The sequence below is a fragment of the Moritella sp. 24 genome, assembly GCF_018219155.1.
In the GTDB taxonomy this organism is placed as follows: Bacteria; Pseudomonadota; Gammaproteobacteria; order Enterobacterales; family Moritellaceae; genus Moritella.
On record NZ_CP056123.1, the window covers coordinates 635,682 to 657,198 of the forward strand.

Sequence of the window (21,517 nt, forward strand, 5' to 3'; positions counted from 1 at the left end):
ATGTTGATTATTTTTAGTATTAACTGCTCTTTTATCCCTATCTATTTATTTCTTATCCTGCCAGATAACACTTTTCTTTATAAACTGTTATCGAGACGTCTTCCTTACAACTAAATTTAAATCCGGAGCATCTTTAGATTTAGATCAAATTCAGCTGCTTTTAGTTACGCTAAAATAACCCTAAGTGAGTAATTTGAGGGTGTAATTATGTTGGCATTCAGGTTTAAAGCAGTATTACGAACGATAAATTTATCGTATTTACTGTTAACGGTTGTTTGTATTTTTTTAGGATTTAGCGCTGTGATAGCAAATCATGGTGATGTAAATGGTTATTTATTAATTGCAGCCTGTGTTGCTGCATTTATTGGTCACTTCAGTCTTTGTACATTTCACGAATATTCAGATTTAAAACATACCTGGGCATTTAAACTAAACAGTAAAAAGCATCATGGTCATCCTCGAGCGAGAGATCAGGTGAACTCTGCATTCCTAGCCGGACTTGTTGCGCTTATCGTGAGTTTGTCATGTGGTTTATTTTTAGTGGTTCAATTTGGTTTAGGCATTTTACCGATAGGCGTTATAGGTTTGATGGTGCTGTTGAGCTACAGCAGCATTATTAAAAAGCACCCTATTTATTCATTATTAGCACCTGGATTTGGTTTTGCGTTATTAATTGCATTAGGTACAGAATATGTCTTAGTAGGGCAATACACGCAATTGGTCTGGGTGATTGCGATGATCCCATTTTTCTTGGTAAATAATCTTTGGTTGTTAAATAATTACGGTGACATGAAGGCGTCTGCTGATGAGAGTGGTCATGGTGATTTCTCAATGGCCTATGGGATCAAAGTCAGTAATTATGTTTATGCCGTATTTGCGACATTAGCAACGTTAATGATTATCTTGTATGTGGTCATTGGCTATCTGCCTGTATTAAGTCTGATTGCGCTAATACCGATGCCGTTAGCATTTTATGCGTTATATGGTGGGATTAAATTTGGTAAGAATATCGCCCAACAACCTAAATTTTTACGTTCTAACTTAATTGCGACAGTGGCGACGCCAGCGCTATTAGGATTAACATTAATTTTAGATTAGTGATCGAGTCGTATTGATATCTTGGTCAGAATAATAACCACCCACTATAATTGTTATAGTCGGTGGTAGCATTATTGTTTTATTTAGCTTTTTGCAAGAGCGATATATTTTGGATCATCATCACCAAATATTTCTTCGCCTTCAGCTTCAAACGCTTTTGTTAATTGCTCTTTAGCTGGTTCCATATTGCCTAGTTCAAAGTGTGCTTGGCCTAAACGTAGGTGTAAGTAAGGATTTACGGCACCTTCAGGGCATAACATTGCAAAACCTGTTGCTTCTTCTAATGATGCCCAGTCGCCTAGCATGAAGTGAGCATCACCTAGTGCAGTTAGGATCCATGTTGAAACGTTCCAATGGATCTTCGGGTCTGGAACAAGATCATAAGCTTGCATAAAGGTTTCGATCGCAGTTTTATAGTCTTCAGCTTCGAGCTGCTCTTCACCTTTTTCACAAATGATTTCGATTTTTTTAAATAGCTTAGGGTCAAGTGCTGTCTTGGTTGCTGTCATTCTTATTTCCGTAATAAAAGCCTGATAGGGTCATCAGAGATATGTATTTTGTAAGTATATCGTATTGCAGCACAGATATTGTAAAAAAATGGCTAAAAATGAAATCAACAAGGTCGACGGTTACGCTTTAATGGCTAACCGAACTTAATGAGGTGTTTCTATGGAAAGTACCAATAGTAAAGTTTTCATTCTCGATACCAATGTGTTGTTACATGCTCCTTTGTCTATCTTCACCTTTCAAGAGCACGATGTCATGATCCCCATGACAGTTCTAGAAGAGCTCGATAATATTAAGGATAGAGGCAGGGATGTCAGTCGGGATGCACGTGTCGCAATTCGTGCGTTAGAAGATATTTTTTCTAATGCAACTCCTGATGAAATCAGCCAAGGTGTTCCCCTTCAAAAAGTAGAAAGTAAAAATAAGCTGGGTAAAATTTCAATTTTTGCTGATCATAGCGTAATGAAGCAAGATGCTTTCTTTACCGATAATGAGCCTGATAATCGCATTATTAATGCAGCGCTGTACTTACAAAACAAGTCAGATCGCGAAGTGGTATTAGTGACGAAAGACATTAATATGCGACTGAAAGCGAAAGGAGCAGGGCTTAATCGTGTTGAAGATTATCGTTCAGATCAATTGATTGACGATATTAAGTTTCTGGCGACAGGTTTTCATAAATTTAGCGGTGATTTTTGGCAGGAAATTAAAGAGTGCCACAGCGAAAGCATGAAAAGTGAAACGATGGGCTCAAAGACCATTCACACGGTCGAAACAGAGTTACTGAAAGACAGTTTTGTTAACCAATACCTGATTGATGAAACTGACCACTTTGCTGCACGGGTCGTCGGTAATCAAAATGGTGAAATTAGCTTTGTTGATTTAGGTCGTGAACGCTTGATGTCGAAAAAAGCCTGGGGTATCCACCCTAAAAATATTTACCAAGGTATGGCGATGGAAGCGTTATTGAATCCGCATATCGATTTGGTCATTTTGACTGGGCCAGCGGGGAGTGGTAAAACCATTTTAGCCATGGCAGCGGCGTTAGAACAAGTCGTTGAGCGGAAGATGTATGACAAAGTGATTGTTACACGTAACACCCCTGAAATTGCTGAAAGTATTGGTTTCTTACCCGGTACAGAGGAAGAAAAAATGCTGCCTTGGTTAGCGGCTGTAACAGATACACTGGAAGTATTGCATAAATACGATGAATGTAAGGATGGTTCTGTCGAGTACATTAAGCAGAAAGCGAACTTACAATTTAAGTCGGTGAACTTTATGCGTGGTCGGTCTATTCAAAATGCCTTTGTGTTATTGGATGAATGTCAAAACCTCACCGCTGCACAGCTTAAGACTATTATTACACGTTGCGGTGAAGGGACTAAAATTGTGTGTTCAGGTAACTTATCGCAAATTGATAGCAGTTACTTAACCGCAGTGACTTCGGGCCTTACTTACGTTGTAGAGCGGTTCAAAAATTTCGATGGTAGTGCGAATGTGTTCCTTAAAGGAGTGCAACGTAGCCGTTTAGCTTCTTTTGCTGAGCATAATATGTAATTAATAATCAGATTTAATGATACCGATAACGGGCTTTTTAGCCCGTTTTTTTGTGATTTTTTTTAATTTTAGAATGCAAAACAAAAATTGTATAACTACAGTTACTAGGTATAAAACCAGTTATATATCAATGGTTATGCTTTGTTGTTTTGTAGGTCTTACTCTTAGTCGTTAGCGTATTTTGTCCCTTAATATCGTAATTGGCAGTGAGCTTTTGCTGTCTATCTTTACCAGCAGAAAAAATAATGGAATCGTGATCATGGATGGTCTAAAAAATGAAGAAACAAGCTGGCGTTACGTTAGTTGAATTAAGTGCTGTTGTCGTTATATCTTCTATATTGGGTGCGATGGCTGTTCCTCGATTTATTGATCTTGCTGATGCCGCATTAGATGTCAGTGTCGTTAATATTGCGCGGGGTATTGAAAGCGCAAGCGCCTTAAATTATGCGGCTAGTTTTATCTCTAGATCGGGACTATCGACAGATGAGGTAGTCACTATTGATAATTGTGATGATGCAGGTAGTTTGTTAACTGGTTCGTCATTACCACTTGGCTACAGCGTTACGCCAATGGATATTGCTAGTAGTATGGCTGTAACCTGTACGATAAAGCATATAGATTCTGCTAAAAGTATGACATTTATTATGCAAGGAACATCACTGTGAACCAATATTAATACAGAGATAATTGCAGGAGCATACAATGTTTTTTAGGAATAGTTTATACATCTTATTATTAGCGACGATCACGGCATGTAGCCATTCTGAACCAGAGCCCATCGGAGGCGATCGAGATGAACATGGATGCTTGCCAGCTGCGGGGTATTTATGGTGTGAGCGAACCCAAACCTGTGAACGTTCATGGGAACTTGCTGATGCTGCAAAAATTGAACATACCGAAGCCGAAGTAAAGGCGTATTGTGAGATCATTGATAGTGATCTATTTATCGATGATGAAGAATGATAAGGTCTTATTGCGCCTTTAATGATGAAGGCATTGATTTAACGTAAATAATGTAAATTCAATGCCAATGAAAACCATTATCAATTACATTGCTTGTACTTTAATCCCATAAACCAAGCAGTGTTATTACGATCATGTCTTCTCTTAGTCAACCCTTTCCCCAGACACCTACAAGATCGAAACACCAAAAAATAAAATCAAAAAACAAAACGTTTTTGAAAAACAAGCAAGTGCAATTATGGGCACGTCGTCTGCATATCTATATTTCGATGGCGCTGTTGCTGGTGGTGCTATTTTTTTCAATCACGGGTATTACGCTAAACCGTCCAAGTCTATTTGTTAGCAGCCAGCCTGATATTCAAGAAACCATTCTGACCTTACCACAAGTCTTATTTAGTGACGCCAATGGCAATGTTGCTGTAGATAAAGTAGGCATTGTCAATTACCTGACCGAACACGCCAAACTTTCTGGTCAACCTTCTGCATTAGACGTGTTTACTGAAGTTGAAGACGGTGAATTAATCGAAGGTGAGATCGCCATGGACTACAAAGGTCCGGGTTACAACGTGGCTGTATTTATCGACATGACTACGACTGAAGCGGTGATTGAGAAAACCGATTACGGTGTTATCGCAGTATTAAATGATCTGCATAAAGGACGTAACAGTGGTGATGTATGGAAGCTATTTATCGATATCACGGCACTGTTGATGGTGTTCTTTGTATTAACCGGTGTGTGTTTATTGGTGCCGAAAAAGAAAACCTTTGCAACCTCATTAAAATGGACCTTGTTTGGTTCGCTCGTTACTTTGGCTATTTTTGTCGTAGCCGTCCCTTAAGGATATAGTATGACTTTGTTATTTAAACGTTTTAGTCAGTGCATTGCACCATCTATTGCATTATCTATTGCATTATCTATTGCATTATTAAGCGGCCTGCTCATTCCGACTTTTTCGGCAAGCGCGGCACCGATCCCTGCGAACGCTGAACTGGCTGTTGAATTTAGTTTACCGAAGATTGATACCACTATGTATGCGCGCCCTTATGTCGCGATATGGATCGAGAACTCAAAGCGTAAATCAGTACGTACTGTCGAATTGTGGGTTGGTAAAGATGAATGGCTAAAGGACTTACGTAGCTGGTGGCGAAAAGTGGGTCGTTATGATCGCGCTTTAGTTGACGGCGTGACATCAGCAACACGACCAGCAGGTGATTATCGTTTCACTTGGGATGGTTTAGATAATGATGGCAACCGCGTTGAAGCGGGTAATTATACATTTTATGTTGAAGTGGTACGTGAACATGGTGGGCGTAATTATATCCGCCAAAAAATGACGTTAGGCGATAAGCCATTTAGTCACAGCATTGCGCCGACAGAAGAAACTGGCGATATCCGCATCAACTACCTAATTAAATAATATAGCGAGAAAGATAATGTCTACAGTTCAGTCTTTTAAAGAAAAGAATTTAAAAATAAGCAAATTTAAAGTATTAGGTTTAGCCTGCACGGTTATCGCTGGATTAGCGGCAACAACAACGGCAAACGCACATCCACGTTGGGTATTACCATCACACTTCACTGTATCGAAAGAAGGTGGTGACTGGTTAACGTTCGACGTAACTGCATCACACGGAACATTCGTATTTGATAAACCTGCGGGCAGCGAGTTTGCACAAGTGACAATGCCAGATGGTCGTAAAGAACGTCCTAACTTTGTGATCCGCGGTAAGCGTCGTTCTATCTTTGACTTCTACTTTGAGGAAGAAGGTACGCATAAAGTGGCTATCAACAATGTACCGTCTTACTACACAGCGTATAAAGCGGGTCGTCGTGACACAATTAAACGTGTAAAAGCGAACAAAGCTGAACGCGCAAATTTGATTCCTGAAAAATCACGCGACGTTAGCACGCAATTAAGCTACACCCGTGCAGAAAGTTATGTAACGGTTGGTATGCCAACGGAAAAAGCATTAGAAATCGAAGGTAAATACCTAGAAATGCGTCCACTGACACACCCGTCAGACATTGTTGAAGGCGAAGAGGTAAGCTTCCAGTTCTTCTTTAACGGCGAACCACAAGCGGGCGTTACTGCTGATATTACCCGTGAAGGTACGTTATACCGCAATCATCAAGAGCAAATTGATGTTGTAAGTGATAAAGACGGTAAAGTGACATTCACACCAAATGTGGCTGGCCGTTACTTGATGAAAGCCAACTACAAAGGTGAGTTGAAAAATGATCCAATGGCTGACAAAGCAAGTGTAAACGTCCACTTCACGTTTGAGGCGTTACTACAGTAGTACTGACTATTGTTAATTCCTTATCTTACTAGCCTGTAATGAGACCTGAGCTGATTACAGGCTTTTTCGCTCTATTTATTCACGACTTATCTATTTTGTATGAGTCTATTTCGTATTGAGGTTTTCATGACAAAAATGGCAATCAAACCGACCCTACTCGCGCTCTCATTAATCACTGGTTTATTCTCAGGTACCGCGCGTGCTCATTTTCCATTAATGACCTGCTGGTTCGAGTCTGACAACGTAGTTTGCGAAGCTGGTTACAGTGATGCTAGTACCGCTGTAGATTACGCTGTAAACATGTATGACTACGACGATAACTTAATTGCAAAAGGCATGACAGATAAGCGCTCAATAGCTGAATTTAGCAAACCGGATACTGATTTTTATTTAGTATTCGATGCGGGCCATGAAAACCCAGTTGAAGTTGACGTTGTTGAGATTAGTGAAAAATGATCAGTCAATCAGTCCATCCAGATGATGGCGGTCGTGAAGGTAAGTGGGTGGCGTTAATCATCATCACCATTCTTGTTACTGCCGCGCTACTTTTACCTTATCACCAAACCGCATCGAGCGAGCAAGAACTGGCGAGTCATCAAGTATCAATTAAAGATTTACCTTCGGTTGAGCTGGCTATGATCGCTGAATTACGTTTAGCGCACGAAGAGATCCGCAATATTCATCAAGACAGTCTTGAACTAGAAAATGTCGATGTTTGGCCCGATATGGCTGAATTAGATGAGTTGTGGTTAGCGCCATTTATCATTGATAAAAGCTGGGAACGTAAAGGTAAGCATGCGTGGCGTAAAGTTGCTCCGGCTCTATATCAAGGTATACCAGCATTAACAACGGGTAGCGCTGCTGTGTTATTGAATAGCCAAGACACACGACCTGATGTGTGGTTAGCACTTGATATGCCGGTACCAACCCCGGTGGTAGAAAACGATCTTATAAATGAGTCTGGATCACTTGATACGACAGCGCTGATTAATGCGGGCTGGAAACAAGTGGTATTTGCTGGTGATGCGTCGTCAGAAAATACAGAACACGCAGATAACGACAGCCATTAAGGCTCGACGGTAGTGATAATGAGAGTTGTAACAATGAAAACTGTAATGATGAAAAGAAGCAGAATGAATAACGTAATCAGTCACATGTGTAAAAAACTAATCACTGCATGCACGACTGCGGCTGTATTGTTAATGAGCTTGCAAGTTCAAGCGGCGGATAAGTTGACTATTGGTATTACGCTGCAACCTTACTACAGCTATGTGAAAGCGGTTGTGGGTGATAAGGCGGATGTATTACCGCTGGTTGATGAAGGCTTTAACCCGCATAACTACCAGCCACAACCGAATGATTTACGCCGTCTTAAACAGATGGATGTGATCGTGGTGAATGCGATTGGCCATGATGATTTTGCTTTAAAAGTGATTAAAGCAGCAAACCGTGATGATCTTATTGTGATAAAAGCCAATAAAGATGTGCCGCTATTACCTGCTATTGGTCAATCTGTTGGTGAAGGCGCTGTAAACCCGCATACCTTTGTTGGCCTATCAACGACAATTCAGAAGGTATATACCATCGCCACTGAGTTATCGAAAATTGACCCTGACAATGCCCGTACTTATCGTAAAAATGCCCGTAAATACGCAACAGAATTCCGTAAAATGAAACGCCAAGCGATGTTAACGTTAGGGGATTTAGATACCTCGGGCATGCTGGTGGCTACAACACATAATGCTTACGGTTATATCTTGCAAGAGTTTGGTGTAGACGTGGCGGCTGTGATTGAACCTGCTCACGGTGTTGAACCAAGTGCGAGCCAGTTACAAGAAACTATTGAGAAGATCCGCGCGTCAAAGATTGATGTGTTGTTCTACGAATTAAATATGCCAAGTCGTTATGTTGAAACGATTGAAGCGGCAACAGGTGTACAACTTTACCGTTTCTCACACATGACACATGGTGCATATGAAGAAAGCAAAGTAGCGGTTGAAATGAAAAATAACCTGACAACATTAGTAGAAGCAATGAAGTTTGCGGCTAAACGCTCGCTTGCTGACGCAGATGAATCAACGACTAACGCTGCACTTAATACAGCTACAAATATCAAGCAAGGAAGTTAATCGTGGGTCCTGCAATACGTTTACAAAATGTTGGTTTGAAATATGGTGATAATGTCATTTTAGAAGACATTTCACATTATCTAGAAGCGGGTCAGTGCCATGTGATCATGGGGCCAAATGGTGGTGGTAAAACCTCATTGTTGCGCTCTATTTTAGGGCTGACTCCTTTCACTGGTAATATTGATATTCAATGGCCTAAGCATAAAGGCAATATCGGTTATGTACCGCAGAAAGCCACGTTTGAGTCGAGTTTACCGTTTACGGTGATGGATTTTATTTTGCTAAATCAGAGCCGTAATCCGTTATTTTGGCGAAAGCGTAAAAAAGAACAAGATCACGCACTGGCACAGCTCGATCGCGTCGGTATGGCAAATCGTACTGACCGTCGTATGGGGCAGTTATCAGGTGGTGAGCAGCAGCGTGTGCTATTCGCTCAGTCATTATTAGATAACCCAGATCTGCTCGTACTTGATGAACCAACAACGGGCATGGATGAGCAAGGTGTTCGTTACCTTGAGTCGTTGATCCACGAGTTAGTACGTGAAAATAAAACCATCTTAGCTGTGCATCATGACGTGAGTGCTGTGCGCCGTTTAGATGGTCAAGTACATGTGGTGAATCGTCAGTTAGTTGATTCTGGCGCTGTGTCTGATGTGTTAAGAGACGATAAGATCGAGCGTTTATTCAATCATTATACCGGCGGTAATATCTCTGACATTAATTCTGCTCAAGGAGTTAAATAATGGATACTATTCGTCATTGGGCACAACTGGGTGTTGATGCTGGTTGGTTGAGTGAGAGCTTCTCTTATTCGTTTATGGTGAATGCGGTTGTCGCAGCGTTATTACTTGGCCCCTTACTTGGTGGGTTAGGTACGTTAGTGATTGCTAAGCGTTTAGCTTTCTTTTCCGAAGCGGTAGGTCATGCGGCATTAACGGGTATTGCCTTAGGCGTATTATTAGGCGAACCAGCAGAAAACCCGATTATTGGCTTATTCAGTTTTTGTATGATCTTCGCTTTACTGCTGCACTTTGTTCGTAATCGTACAAACGTGCCTTACGATACCTTAGTTGGCGTATTCCTTGCCTTTGCATTAGCAGTCGGCGCAGCATTACTCATGTATGTGGCCCGTAAGATTAACATTCATATGTTAGAGAATGTGTTGTTCGGATCGATCTTAACGATCACCGATTATGACTTATTGATCTTAGCTGTTACTTGCGGGGTTATTTTATTGGTCTTGATACCGACCTTTAACCGTATTTTATTAACCTGTATCAGCCCTGACATTGCCAAAGTACGTGGTTACGCGACTAACTTTTATGATTATCTTTTTGTCATGATGATCACGCTAGTGACGATCGCGTCGGTGAAAATTGTCGGTGCGGTATTAGTGGGCGCATTGCTATTGATCCCCGGTGCGACAGCCCGTTTACTCACAAAAAATATGGGTAGCTTTGTACTTATGTCTGCGTTATTAGCCACGATAAGCTGCTTAGTCGGTACGGTTTTACCAATGGAATTAAAACTGCCTATTCCTTCTGGTGCCGCAATTATTATTGTGTCGACCAGCTTCTTCTTAACGGCAACTTGCTACCGTATTGTACGCAAAGGATAACTGATTATGACTTCTCGATTATTAACCGTCAGCACCGCTGTATTGTTGCTAACATCAATGCTTGGTTTTAGCCAAAAGGTAAGTGCCGCTGATATTCTTACAGCGACACCCGTAACTTATATGTTAGCGACAGAGTTAACTAAAGGTACAGATATTACCACGCAGTATTTGCCTCCAAAGCGTTACGGTTTATCGCGTTTACCGAACTGGTTTAGTTCGAAAGGGGCGGCATTAACAGAAAAAGCGGCAGTTGATGCACAAGTGAGTATTACCCTAGGTGCTGTTTGGTCGCAAGACCCATTATTTGTCCATGCGCGTAAAGGCAATATTCGCATGATTGAAGTGGATGCGTCACAAGCTATTTCACCTCGTGCTCAAGGGGTTGCAGCACTGCGTTTAGAGGATGGTAGTATCTCGCCTTATACTTGGCTTAATCCAACTAATTTAACCCGTATGACTGCGATTGTGAGTCAGGATTTACAACAAGTATGGCCACAAGAAGCGGCTACAATTGCCAGTAATCAACAAGCTTTGATGATGTCGGTACGCCATTTGATTAATCAACAACAAGCTATGTTGTTAGATAATGAAATTGATTCTGTTGTGTTGTTATCAACGGAGTTAGAAGATTTTGCGTCGGGTAACCAGTTATTTGTGGTTGAACGTTTAACCAAACCTGAATTGGAATGGACTGCAAAAGATAAACAGCAGTTTGTTGAACTGTTAACTGAAGATGATAGTTTATGGGTGCTGACATCGAAACGAGCGAGCAAGCAACTTAAAGCATTAGTGCCTAATCCAGCTCGTATTTTAACGATTGATAGTATCGACCGTTGGGGCCGAGGGATTAAGGCTGACAAGCCATTACAACGCTGGCAGTTAACGCTCTAGGGTTTTAATATCTCGTTACTGATATGGTTTTAGAAAAGAAACGCCCCGTATAATCAGACTGTAATTAAGTCGATCATACGGGGCGTTTTGTTTTAGCTATTATTTTATCTATTACTTTATATATTGTTAAATTAAAGACTTATAAACGGAATTGACTAACAATACCGTCAAGTCTATTCGCCATACCACCGAGTTCTCTCGCTAATACGGTTGTTTGCTCAGAATCTGTGTGCGATTGCTTGGCTGAGTCGTTAAGCTCTACTACACTGCGGTTAATATCTGCGGCAACATGGTTTTGTTCCTCAGCTGCTGTCGCAATTTGATTATTCATGTCTTGAATCACCGATACCGAGTTTAAAATCGCGCTTAATGCTGTTTGTGCTTCCGATGTTTTGCTTGATGTTACTTTGGCATCATTGGAATTATTAATCATTAAGTCGACAGATTTCTTCGCTTCTGATTGTAGCTTAGCGATCATCACTTGGATTTCTTCGGTACTTTGTTGAGTTCGACTTGCTAGGCTACGTACTTCATCAGCTACCACGGCAAAACCACGACCCTGTTCACCAGCGCGTGCCGCTTCAATGGCAGCGTTAAGTGCGAGTAGGTTGGTTTGGTCAGCAATGCCTCTGATCACATCAAGAATACTGCCGATGCTTTCCGTTTCTTTTTCCAAGTTCATGATGACATCACTTACATTGCCGATGTTAGAAACGAGTGTTTGGATGTTATCGTTCATGTCTTCTATAACAGAAATACCCGTTGCAGAACTCTCGTTAGCATCATTCGCTGCATCAGATGCTTGTAGTGCATTACGGGCCACTTCATCAACGGTTACTGTCATTTCATTCATTGCTGTTGCAGTTTGCTCTAGCTGTTCGGTTTGCAGCTTAGAACCATCACTGATTGTTGTTGCAGATGATGATAGCGTTTGTGATGATTGATTTAACTCACTTGTGGTCTGATTGATTTCTTCAATCATACTTCTTAGATTATTAATCATGATAAGCACGTTGTAATAGATGCCAGTTTCGCCACCTGTAGTAGTCGTGCGCATTGTTAAGTCACCATTCGACACTCTTTGTACTAATTTTGATATCTCTTCTGGTTCACCACCAATAGGTCCATATACTAATTTGGTTACAATGGCATAGGTACATAATAAGAATATCATGATTGAAACGAGTGAGATGATAATGGTTGAACCAAGCGTGTCTTGGCTATCTTGTTCAACAACTTCAACCGTTTCGTAATTAACGACGGTCCAAGGGAACGCATGCATTTTTTTACTTACTGCAAAATATTCGATTCCCGTTGGTGCGGTATAGTGGATATCAGCGCTTTCAGGGGTTTTAAATGCATTATAGTCAGGGCGGAGTTGAAAGATGTTTTTAGTAATATGATTAACATCACTCGCTGCAATGATAAAACCATTATTACGGAATACAAACATGTTGTTATTCTCTGATAATGTTTCGATAAAACGCGTTACTTCAGAGATTTGTAATTCAAGTGCAATTGTCGCGACTGTTGAGCCATTTTTAATGATAGGCACTGCAAGTGCGATCACATCACGATTCGATGTATTTTTATAATTTTCGGTAATGACGTTGTCCAGACCTTGCCTAAATATTTGGTTATACCAATCACGGTTTAATGTTCTGGCATTAAAACCTGCGATATAGCCAGTATCGATAAATGCTTCACCTGACTGTAGGCCGATGAATACACGATCAACACCCAGTGTTTTCTGTAGTCTTGCAAGAGAAAGTTCGATCTTATCTGGTTCCATTAAGTAACCTTCAGCATCAAAGTTAAGTGAAAAATTACCTACTGAGTTTAGTACATCAAAGTAGCGCATTATTTTTTCATCTAATGCTCGACCTACTAGTGTTGAGTTTTCATATAATTTAGATTCAAAATTTTGGACACTTGATTTTCTAAAACTCATATAGCTTGAGGTTGATAAAACCATAACAACTATAATCAGTAATATTGAATTAATTAATGCGAATTTATTTTTTAACGTCACTTCGTTACCTCTTGAAACACATATTGGCAATGTTATATTTATTCGTTTTTTATCGGCAGAACAAGCATTTACTTGAGCAATGTATAGGAAAAAATAATAATTTAAAGTGAATCTTTTCAAACAGATAAAGTGATATTGTTCCATTGAATATTATATTGTTTTTAGTTGTTTTGTAGTGATATGGTTTATTACTGCATCATGGTCTTACACTTATGCCTACGAGTAGGTATAATAACCTTATTTATAATGAGGTTATGGCGTGAAGTACCATCGTATTAATGAACTTATCGAATTATTACAACCTGAATGGCAGAAAACTCCAGATGTAGATTTACTGCAATTCTTAGTGACACTTGCTGAAGAAATGAAGTTAGAAGGTCAGCTAGAAACATTGACTGATGATGCCCTTATTTATCATCTTAAAATGCGCAATAGTGCGAAAGATGCAATGATTCCTGGGTTAGCTAAAGACCAAGAAGATGATTTTAAAACTGCACTACTTAAAGCACGTGGTTTTATGTAATAAAAATCGTTATATTCACATTACTATCGTTGCTGAATGAACTGAAATTAATGCCGTGGTACTGGACTAGAATATTCATTGTAGATTTATATTCTGGTCATTATTTTCTCGCCTTGTTTGATCTACATCAATCCCCTGTTATTTTGAATCAACGTCCTCATCGGTTAATTTATACCAATTAAGTTAATAAAAACCAATTAAATACATAAAAACTACTCTACTTAAATCAAACGTTTAAATTGTTTTGTGTGTTCCTGTATTTCTCTGTATTGCAGCAAAAAAAGTCACTTGATAGACTCCTTTTTTTTGAAATTAATAGCGGTTGTAAATGATGAACAAGCGAGTCTCTCGATATTTTTTGACGGGTTTTTATCTGTGCATTATGTCATTTTCAGCGGCATCTGCAGATCTAGATAAACTGCAAAACATGTGTATGGCATGTCATGGCGATAACGGTGTTAATCCTTATCAGTCAATTCCCGATCTGCGAGGCCAGAGCTTAGTTTATTTGAGAAATCAGATGGCAGCTTTCAAAAATGGCGAACGCCAAGATATAACGATGAGCAAAGTTGCACAGTTACTTTCTGATGATGACATCAATAAGCTCACCAAATACTTCAGTGAACAGTAAGGTTTATAAGCAATGAAACGTAGAGATTTTATTAAAGGCACATTTGCTGTCGGCGCGAGTGCTATGTTACCGGTTAATTGGGTATTTGCTGGCAATTTACCAAAAGGCCTATCGCCACTGGAAGTGGATTCGCTAACATGGTCGTCGGTAACTGACTTACCTGAGTATTATAAGGTGCTGAACAGTAACCCGCTAAATGCTTATGTCGCTGATCATATGTTAGATCCAACGGTGACTCCTGCGAATGTACCGTTTGTACGTTGGAATGGTTTATTACCTGACTTTAAAGCGATGGACCCAAAAATTTGGGAATTCACTGTTGATGGTGAATCTTGTGAGCAGCCAAAAACATATACGATTGCAGATTTGAAAAGCAAATTTAAACATCATACTTATGCGTTAACGCTAGAGTGTGGTGGTAACAGCCGTAAGAACTTCTACCCGTCAGCGAAAGGTAATCAGTGGACTGACTCTGCTGTTTATTGTTCTGAGTGGACAGGGGTATTGGTGAGTGATGTATTAAAAGATTGTGGTATTAAAGACGATGCAGTCTATACCGGCCATCACAGTATTGATCGCCATTTAAGTGGTAAAGGTGATGCGATTTCGCGTGGTGTACCAATTCAATATGCATTAGAAGATAATGCATTGATTGCTTGGTCGATGAACGGTGACGAAATTCCTTATATGCACGGTTATCCGTTACGTATCGTATTTGGTGGTCGTCCTGCGTCTATCTCATCAAAAGCAGCAACGGGTATCAGTATTCGTAATGTTGAACATGATGGTAAGAAAATGGAATCACCTGCTTATCGTGTCCCTAAATACCCAGTTGCACCGGGCGAGAAAGTGCCATTAGATGATTTTGAAATCATTGAACACATGATCGTTAAATCATTAATCACGCATCCACAAACAGGCAGTGAATTTAAATTAGGTCAGAAGACAGCTGTTCGTGGTCATGCTTGGGCGGGTCCACTTGAGGTTGTTAAGATGGAAGTCAGCTACGACTATGGCACGACTTGGCATGTTGCGGATTTGAAAAAACAGCCAAATAAAATGGCGTGGCAAGATTGGTCAATCGAACTTGATTTACCACAACACGGCTATTACGAAATATGGTCAAAAGCGACCGATAGCGAAGGTAAGACGCAACCTGTAGTACAACCACAGTGGAATCCAAAAGGTTACATGTTTAACGGTTGTCACCGTATTGCGGTTCGGGTGCAAAAATGAATAAACTCCGCTATTTAATATTATTATTTTTGCTCGGCGCGAGTACAACTGCCGCGGCAAAAGTTGAAAATTACTTAGTCGATGAAAAGTCTGGTCTGATCATGGCACCAGGCTGGGAAGTGGTTAATAAACAATGTAATGCTTGTCACACCAGCTTAATTATTACTCAGAATAAAGGTAATAAAGAAGAATGGCGAGAAACTATCCAGTGGATGGTTGATAGCCAAGGGTTGTGGGATTTAAGTGATACTTGGGAACCGGTATTAGACTATTTATCGACTTATTATAACCAGCAAGAAATCGACTTAACCACGTTTAGACGATTACCGTTAGCGGTTGAATATCAACCCCCTGTGGCAAAATAGAGTGAGTACTAAATCATGATCAAAAAAATAGCATTCACTGCTGCTTTATTGTTGGGTTCTGCAACTGCGATGGCATCTGATGCTGATATCATTAAGCCTAATTTAGCTAATGGCAAACAGCTTTCTGAGCGTTGTTTAGCATGTCACAACGAGAGCCGATTGGAAGAGTTTAATTACTTTCCGTATCTGGAAGGGCAGAAGTATAAATACATCGTTCGCCAATTGAATAACTTTAAATTGGGCTTACGTAAAAGTCCATTTATGGAAGGCGAAGTCGCGTATCTAACTCGCCAAGATATGGTTGATGTTGCCTATTTCTTTAGCGTTCAGCCAAAGAAACTGTAATCACCGCTAAGAAGACTCACATGCAACGAGTCTATACATTGCGTATAGGCTCGTTTCATCCGAATCTTATCTACAATCTACAATCTACAATCTACAATCTACATCTATTATCGATTACTTCCCTAAATAACGTTTCAACATCTCAGGCGCATTGTTATCAGCTAAAATAGCCGCGGGTGCATGAAGTGCTATCTTACCGTCTTCTACAAACGCAATATTATCTGCAATCTGCAGGGCATCATCCGGGTTATGTGTCACCATCAGTACGGTAATGTCATGTTCGTTATTTAATTTGTCGATTAAACGTAACATCTCTTTACGTAATGCAGGGTCGAGCGCACTAAACGGTTCATCTAACAGTAGTAAAGGTTGTTTACGTGCGAGACAGCGGGCAATACCAACGCGTTGACGCTGGCCACCACTCAGGTCACCAGGAAGACGGTTTAGTAATTCGGTTATCTCCACTTGCTGTGCGGCTTTTTCAAGCGCAGTTTGTTGGTGCTTATCCAATTTCATGTTTGGCGCTAAACCAATGGCAATATTTTGCTTTACCGTTAAATGATTAAACAGGTTATGCTCTTGGAATAAAGTTGTTATTGGTCGCTGTGCAGGCATTTGTTTAATGATTGAGTCTGATTGAAATCGAATATCACCAGACAAGGGATGATTAAAACCGGCAATCAAGTTAAGCAAGGTCGATTTACCAGAACCACTCGCCCCCAGAATTGCCAAGGTTTCTCCCTTATTCACCGTTAAGTCAAATTGCATCTGCATTTGTTCATAGGCAAAGGTAATGTTGTCTACCTGTAATAACACTTGCTTATCAGCGCGATCAAGGGGGATTGTATTAGGCATGCTTGCCTCCAATAATGCGTTCAAACAGATAAAAAATAACACCACAGAGCGTCAATAGAAAAATAGCCGTCACTGCCGCAGCATCGAGTTGATAGCTGCCCAGTTGACGATACAGCATGAGGGGTAATGTCTGTATGTCCTGACTTCCGAATAATGCAATCACACTTAAATCACCTAATGATAAAACACAGGCGAGTCCTAGTCCCATCGCCACCGGTTTCCGTAATAACGGCCATTCGATAATACGTAGCCGTTGCAGACGTGATAGACCTAAACTGACGGCAAGTTTGTCGTATGATGCGAAGCTATCTTGGATCGGTTGATTCAATACACGCAGTAAGTAAGGTAACGACATTAAGGCATTCACTAAAATTACCAGCCAAGCCGCAATACTAAATACATCCACGAACGGGCGTAATAATAGGAACAAACCCGTTCCAAGTACCAATGCGGGCACGACTAAAATAATAGCGCCAATATTTTCGATACCATAAGCCAGCGCCATTAACTTAAAACGTACTTTTAAGATACGTGTCGAAAATAAGATTGCGCAGGCCAGTAGCAAACTTAACAAGCCAGAACTTATTGCTATTTGCAGCGAGATACCAGTGGCTTGCCATAACATGGGGTCGCGAATAACCGAGAGTGTATTACTATTAATACCACTGAGCAGAATAGCCAGTATAGGTGGTGCTAACAAACAGGCTGCAAGTAGAAAGCTAATTCCATCGCTAATTTTGCTGCTTAACGCGTGGCAATCTGGACGACGAAAGTAATTACCTGAAGGTGCTGACATCGGTTGCGATTTTAAGAAAATGGCACTAAAAATCATCAACGCGACAGTAATCGCGACCTGAATAATCGCCAGTGCCACGGCTTGCTCTATATCAAATTCAAACTTGAGGGCTTGATAGATAGCAACTTCAAGCGTGGCAAAGTCAGGACCACCACCGAGAGACATAACAATCGCAAAACTGGTAAAGCACAGCATAAAAATAAGACTGATTAACGAGGGGAGTTGTTGCTTTATCTTTGGCCATTCTAAGGTGATAAATATATGGCGAGATTGTAAGTTAAGTTGACTGGCTAATCGCCAAGATTCACTCGGAATGGAATCTAATGTTTGCAATAAAATACGGGTGGCTAACGGTACATTAAAAAACAGGTGCGCGAGTAAAATACCGGTTAATCCATAAATGTAATGACCTGCATCGAGACCAACAAAACTAAGCAGTTGGTTTACCCAACCATTTTTACCATGTACAGCCACAATGCCAAAGATCGCGATAATAATTGGCAAGACTAACGACAAGTTAAATAGCTTAATGATGAATTGTTTACCAATAAACTCTCTGCGGGAAAATGCACGTGCAAGAGGGATGGCTAAGCCAATACTCAATACCGTGGATAATGCAGCCTGATAAAAACTAAAGCGGATAACATGCTGAGTGTAAGAATCAGCAAGTACACTGCTAAAGTCTAACTCTGCTTGTGAAAAGTTAAGGAGGGCGGTAAAGCTACCGCCTACAAGAATTAAAATGATGCTGATGGCGAGCAAAGCGCTACACCACCAGTATTTATGTGAATTGGAAATCATATCAATTTGCTAATTACTGAGTAACAGCATTACGCCATTCTTTAACCCAAGATTTGCGTGATTCAGCCACTTCTTCAGGTGTGAATTCAAGGGTTTTTGCTGGGGTGATTAATTTATCGAATTCACTTGGTAGTGCTGCCGCTTGTTTTGCTGGTAGCATCCAGTTACCTGTTGCGATCACATCTTGGAATGCTGGCGTTAGTACAAATGCCATAAATTGATCTGCAAGTTTCGGATTTGCTGCATCTTTCAAACGAGCTACAACTTCTGTTTGTTGGTAGTGACCTTCACTAAACTCTGCTGCTTTATATTTGAATTCTTTCTCTGCAACCATGTGGTAAGCCGGTGATGTGGTATAGCTTAATACCATATCCGCTTCGCCCTTTAAGAACATGCCGTATGCTTGGCTCCAACCTTTTGTGATCGTCACTGTTTTATCTGCAATTTGTTGCCATGCTTGTGGTGCTTTATCACCGTAAACGGCTTTAACCCATAACATGAGCCCTAGACCAGGTGTGCTGGTACGTGGATCTTGATAGATAATGTTGAGATCTTTACGCTCAACCAGTTCAGCCAAACTCGCTGGTGGATTTGCTAGTTTTTCACTGTCGTAGATAAATGCAAAGTGGCCATAATCGAATGGAATAAAGTATTTATTTGTCCATGCATTTGGCAATGATAGTACGCTGGTATCTTGCTGGTGCGGTGCAAGCAGTTTAGTTTTTTCTGCTTCAGCCATTAGGTTGTTGTCTAGACCTAATAATATATCAGCCTTGGTGTACTTACCTTCTAGTTTTACGCGGTTAAGAATACTCACACCATCTTCAAGCGCAACTAAATTAAGTTCGCAATTACACTCCGCCTCAAATGCTGTTTTTACTTTTGGACCCGGTCCCCAATCTGACGCAAATGAATCATAGGTATACACATTTAATACAGGCTTATCGGCTGCGTTAGCCAGTGGTGTTGTTAGTGCGGGTAATAGCAGGGCAGTACAAAGAGTTAATTTTTTGATAGTGTGCTTCACGGTTACTCCTAGAATGTGAAGCATAGAACTTATGACTCAGTTGGTCGAATCTCATTCCTATGCCAGCATTATCTGGTTCAAGTTATTACGGGTGTTATCTCAGCCACGCTGACTCTTCAATGAAAAGTCTGGTAGCACCCCGATGAGTGAGCGCACATTGTATTTTTATTTGTTCTAAAGTGCTAGTTAATTATTAGGGCGAAAATAGCTATGTTGATCGCATTATTACTCTTCAATAGCCCGAGTTAATAAATGATGACTATACTAATAAAAAGAGACGAATTAGTCATAGATTCGAATCATTTATAAACTATAGCAACAAGAGGGATATTGATGTGCTAAAAGCTAACTTGGAACGACGCAGTTATCATCGAATGTTAATCGATTCGCCAGTTCAAATAACCGATGAACAACAAAATGTAACTGCTATCTGCCGTGATTTAAGTGCCAGTGGGATGTCTTTAGATATATCTGATAGTTATTTCTCTTTGAATGACAATGTCAGTATCTTTTTACCTACAGGGGATACGCGAGTACCACCTTTGCAGGCTGAAGCAAAAGTCACGCGCATTGAACACAGTAGCGATGTTTATCAAATAGGTGTCGAATTTATTAATTTCACATAATGAAAATTATTGATATTAGAATACTAAAAAGGCCGATAGTGAATATATCATCTATCGGCCTTTTTGCGATTAACACCAATCGAAATGAAATTGACGGCGTTAATCTAGAGGGAATTAAGCGCTGATTTTAGCCGCGATTAAATCACCCATCTGTGATGTGTTTTGTACTGGTTTAGCATTTGTATCGCTGTGTAGATCGCCAGTCGCATAGCCTTCTTCTAATACAAATGAAACTGCTTGTTCAATTGCTTGTGCAGCTTCTTCTTGTTTTAGAGAATAACGTAGCATCATTGCAGCAGATAAGATCTGAGCAATTGGGTTAGCGATGCCTTTACCTGCGATATCTGGTGCAGAACCGCCCGCTGGTTCGTATAAACCAAAATCAGAATCATTCATACTTGCTGACGGTAGCATGCCCATAGAACCCGTGATCATTGCACATTCATCAGAGATAATATCGCCGAATAAGTTGCCGCACAGTAGCACGTCAAATTGCGATGGGTCTTTGATTAACTGCATTGCAGCATTATCTACATAGATATGTTCTAGTTCAACTTCAGGGTAATCCTGTGCTACTTCAAGTACCACTTTACGCCATAATACTGATGTTGCTAGTACATTTGCTTTATCAACAGATGTTACTTTATTACCGCGTAGTTTTGCTGCTTCAAAGGCGATGCGAGCAATACGATCAACTTCCGCACGGCTATATAACATCGTATCAAAACCTGTTTCATCAGCGCCTTCGCCTTTAGTACCTTTTGGTTGACCAAAGTAGATGCCACCTGTTAACTCACGTACTACAACTACGTCAAAGCCGTTATTTGAGATATCTGCGCGTAGTGGTGAGAATTTCTCTAGGCCTGCGTAAATTTTTGCTGGACGTAGATTACAGAATAATTTGAAGTGACCACGTAATGGTAATAATGCGCCACGTTCAGGTTGTTCTTGTGGTGGAAGTCCTTCCCATTTTGGACCACCGACAGAGCCGAATAAGATCGCATCTGAGTTTTCACACGCTGTTAGTGTGCTTGCTGGTAATGGTGTGCCGTGGTTATCAATCGCAATACCACCAACATCATTAAAGTCATAGGTTAGTTCTAAATTAAACTTACTTTGCACAGCAGCAAGTACTTTAATTGCTTCTGCCATTACTTCTGGACCGATACCATCACCTGGTAATACAGCAATATTGTGTTTTGTTACAGTCATCCTT

At 40.5% G+C, this 21,517-nt stretch carries 25 protein-coding genes and 1 riboswitch; of the genes, 19 read left to right on the forward strand and 6 right to left on the reverse strand.

Going from position 1 to position 21,517, the window contains the following annotated elements:
- Positions 1-207: 207 nt before the first annotated feature.
- Positions 208-1,098 carry a prenyltransferase gene (locus HWV00_RS02945; RefSeq protein WP_211684627.1) on the forward strand — a complete coding sequence of 297 codons (891 nt, stop codon included), beginning with the start codon at positions 208-210 and terminating at the stop codon, positions 1,096-1,098.
- A gap of 83 nt (positions 1,099-1,181) precedes the next feature.
- Here HWV00_RS02945 and HWV00_RS02950 read toward each other — a convergent pair whose 3' ends face one another.
- Positions 1,182-1,607, reverse strand: coding sequence for a tol-pal system YbgF family protein (locus HWV00_RS02950; RefSeq protein WP_211684628.1), 426 nt, complete (start codon positions 1,605-1,607; stop codon positions 1,182-1,184).
- 160 nt (positions 1,608-1,767) lie between these two features.
- Between HWV00_RS02950 and HWV00_RS02955 the strand changes: the two genes are divergently transcribed.
- From HWV00_RS02955 to HWV00_RS03010, 12 genes are all read left to right on the forward strand, one after another.
- Positions 1,768-3,162, forward strand: coding sequence for a PhoH family protein (locus HWV00_RS02955; RefSeq protein ID WP_211684629.1), 1,395 nt, complete (start codon positions 1,768-1,770; stop codon positions 3,160-3,162).
- A gap of 275 nt (positions 3,163-3,437) precedes the next feature.
- On the forward strand, positions 3,438-3,827 hold the full coding sequence (locus HWV00_RS02960) for a Tfp pilus assembly protein FimT/FimU (RefSeq protein ID WP_211684630.1): 390 nt from the start codon (positions 3,438-3,440) through the stop codon (positions 3,825-3,827).
- 37 nt (positions 3,828-3,864) lie between these two features.
- Positions 3,865-4,125: a hypothetical protein gene (locus HWV00_RS02965; protein ID WP_211684631.1), complete on the forward strand. Its 261-nt coding sequence runs from the start codon at positions 3,865-3,867 to the stop codon at positions 4,123-4,125.
- Between the two features lie 215 nt (positions 4,126-4,340).
- Positions 4,341-4,964 (forward strand): PepSY-associated TM helix domain-containing protein, encoded by a 624-nt coding sequence (locus HWV00_RS02970; protein WP_255554881.1) that lies wholly within the window; start codon positions 4,341-4,343, stop codon positions 4,962-4,964.
- Positions 4,965-4,973: 9 nt separating this feature from the next.
- Entirely contained in the window at positions 4,974-5,543 is a 570-nt protein-coding gene (locus tag HWV00_RS02975) for a DUF2271 domain-containing protein (RefSeq protein ID WP_211684632.1), read from the forward strand.
- A 16-nt stretch (positions 5,544-5,559) separates the two neighbouring features.
- Positions 5,560-6,426, forward strand: coding sequence for a DUF4198 domain-containing protein (locus HWV00_RS02980; protein WP_211684633.1), 867 nt, complete (start codon positions 5,560-5,562; stop codon positions 6,424-6,426).
- 126 nt (positions 6,427-6,552) lie between these two features.
- Positions 6,553-6,882, forward strand: coding sequence for a hypothetical protein (locus tag HWV00_RS02985; RefSeq protein WP_211684634.1), 330 nt, complete (start codon positions 6,553-6,555; stop codon positions 6,880-6,882).
- Complete coding sequence (locus HWV00_RS02990) at positions 6,879-7,496, forward strand: hypothetical protein (RefSeq protein ID WP_211684635.1); 618 nt, start codon at positions 6,879-6,881, stop codon at positions 7,494-7,496. The genes HWV00_RS02985 and HWV00_RS02990 overlap by 4 nt, the downstream gene beginning before the upstream one ends.
- A 63-nt stretch (positions 7,497-7,559) precedes the next feature.
- Positions 7,560-8,555, forward strand: coding sequence for a metal ABC transporter solute-binding protein, Zn/Mn family (locus tag HWV00_RS02995; protein WP_255554882.1), 996 nt, complete (start codon positions 7,560-7,562; stop codon positions 8,553-8,555).
- A 2-nt stretch (positions 8,556-8,557) separates the two neighbouring features.
- Positions 8,558-9,298 carry a metal ABC transporter ATP-binding protein gene (locus HWV00_RS03000; RefSeq protein ID WP_211684637.1) on the forward strand — a complete coding sequence of 247 codons (741 nt, stop codon included), beginning with the start codon at positions 8,558-8,560 and terminating at the stop codon, positions 9,296-9,298.
- A complete protein-coding gene (locus tag HWV00_RS03005) occupies positions 9,298-10,173 on the forward strand; it encodes a metal ABC transporter permease (protein WP_211684638.1) in 876 nt (291 codons plus the stop codon). Before HWV00_RS03000 ends, HWV00_RS03005 begins: the two co-directional genes overlap by 1 nt.
- Before the next feature lie 6 nt (positions 10,174-10,179).
- Positions 10,180-11,064 (forward strand): ABC transporter substrate-binding protein, encoded by an 885-nt coding sequence (locus HWV00_RS03010; RefSeq protein ID WP_211684639.1) that lies wholly within the window; start codon positions 10,180-10,182, stop codon positions 11,062-11,064.
- 139 nt (positions 11,065-11,203) lie between these two features.
- Here HWV00_RS03010 and HWV00_RS03015 read toward each other — a convergent pair whose 3' ends face one another.
- Complete coding sequence (locus HWV00_RS03015) at positions 11,204-13,096, reverse strand: methyl-accepting chemotaxis protein (RefSeq protein ID WP_211684640.1); 1,893 nt, start codon at positions 13,094-13,096, stop codon at positions 11,204-11,206.
- 259 nt (positions 13,097-13,355) lie between these two features.
- Here HWV00_RS03015 and HWV00_RS03020 point away from each other — a divergent pair, with 259 nt between their 5' ends.
- The 5 genes from HWV00_RS03020 (at position 13,356) to HWV00_RS03040 (ending at position 16,196) form a co-directional block, all read left to right on the forward strand.
- Complete coding sequence (locus HWV00_RS03020; protein ID WP_211684641.1) at positions 13,356-13,619, forward strand: YihD family protein; 264 nt, start codon at positions 13,356-13,358, stop codon at positions 13,617-13,619.
- 328 nt (positions 13,620-13,947) lie between these two features.
- The gene (locus HWV00_RS03025; RefSeq protein ID WP_255554883.1) at positions 13,948-14,250 is read left to right on the forward strand and encodes a c-type cytochrome; all 303 of its coding nucleotides are present in this window, start codon (positions 13,948-13,950) and stop codon (positions 14,248-14,250) included.
- A 12-nt stretch (positions 14,251-14,262) separates the two neighbouring features.
- Complete coding sequence (locus tag HWV00_RS03030) at positions 14,263-15,486, forward strand: sulfite oxidase (protein WP_211684642.1); 1,224 nt, start codon at positions 14,263-14,265, stop codon at positions 15,484-15,486.
- Positions 15,483-15,851: a cytochrome C gene (locus tag HWV00_RS03035; protein ID WP_211684643.1), complete on the forward strand. Its 369-nt coding sequence runs from the start codon at positions 15,483-15,485 to the stop codon at positions 15,849-15,851. The genes HWV00_RS03030 and HWV00_RS03035 overlap by 4 nt, the downstream gene beginning before the upstream one ends.
- Before the next feature lie 15 nt (positions 15,852-15,866).
- Positions 15,867-16,196 carry a hypothetical protein gene (locus tag HWV00_RS03040; protein ID WP_211684644.1) on the forward strand — a complete coding sequence of 110 codons (330 nt, stop codon included), beginning with the start codon at positions 15,867-15,869 and terminating at the stop codon, positions 16,194-16,196.
- A gap of 114 nt (positions 16,197-16,310) precedes the next feature.
- Here HWV00_RS03040 and thiQ read toward each other — a convergent pair whose 3' ends face one another.
- The 3 genes from thiQ to thiB are packed head-to-tail and all read right to left on the reverse strand — an operon-like array spanning position 16,311 to position 19,675.
- The gene (gene thiQ / locus HWV00_RS03045; RefSeq protein WP_211684645.1) at positions 16,311-17,051 is read right to left on the reverse strand and encodes a thiamine ABC transporter ATP-binding protein ThiQ; all 741 of its coding nucleotides are present in this window, start codon (positions 17,049-17,051) and stop codon (positions 16,311-16,313) included.
- Entirely contained in the window at positions 17,044-18,648 is a 1,605-nt protein-coding gene (gene thiP, locus HWV00_RS03050; protein ID WP_211684646.1) for a thiamine/thiamine pyrophosphate ABC transporter permease, read from the reverse strand. The genes thiQ and thiP overlap by 8 nt, the downstream gene beginning before the upstream one ends.
- 13 nt (positions 18,649-18,661) lie before the next feature.
- A complete protein-coding gene (gene thiB, locus HWV00_RS03055; protein WP_211684647.1) occupies positions 18,662-19,675 on the reverse strand; it encodes a thiamine ABC transporter substrate binding subunit in 1,014 nt (337 codons plus the stop codon).
- Between the two features lie 38 nt (positions 19,676-19,713).
- Positions 19,714-19,827: riboswitch (TPP riboswitch) on the reverse strand.
- A gap of 183 nt (positions 19,828-20,010) precedes the next feature.
- Here thiB and HWV00_RS03060 point away from each other — a divergent pair.
- Entirely contained in the window at positions 20,011-20,301 is a 291-nt protein-coding gene (locus HWV00_RS03060; RefSeq protein WP_211684648.1) for a PilZ domain-containing protein, read from the forward strand.
- A gap of 114 nt (positions 20,302-20,415) precedes the next feature.
- Here the strand turns inward: HWV00_RS03060 and leuB are convergent, their stop codons facing one another.
- The gene (leuB, locus tag HWV00_RS03065) at positions 20,416-21,513 is read right to left on the reverse strand and encodes a 3-isopropylmalate dehydrogenase (protein ID WP_211684649.1); all 1,098 of its coding nucleotides are present in this window, start codon (positions 21,511-21,513) and stop codon (positions 20,416-20,418) included.
- Between the last annotated feature and the right edge of the window lie 4 nt (positions 21,514-21,517).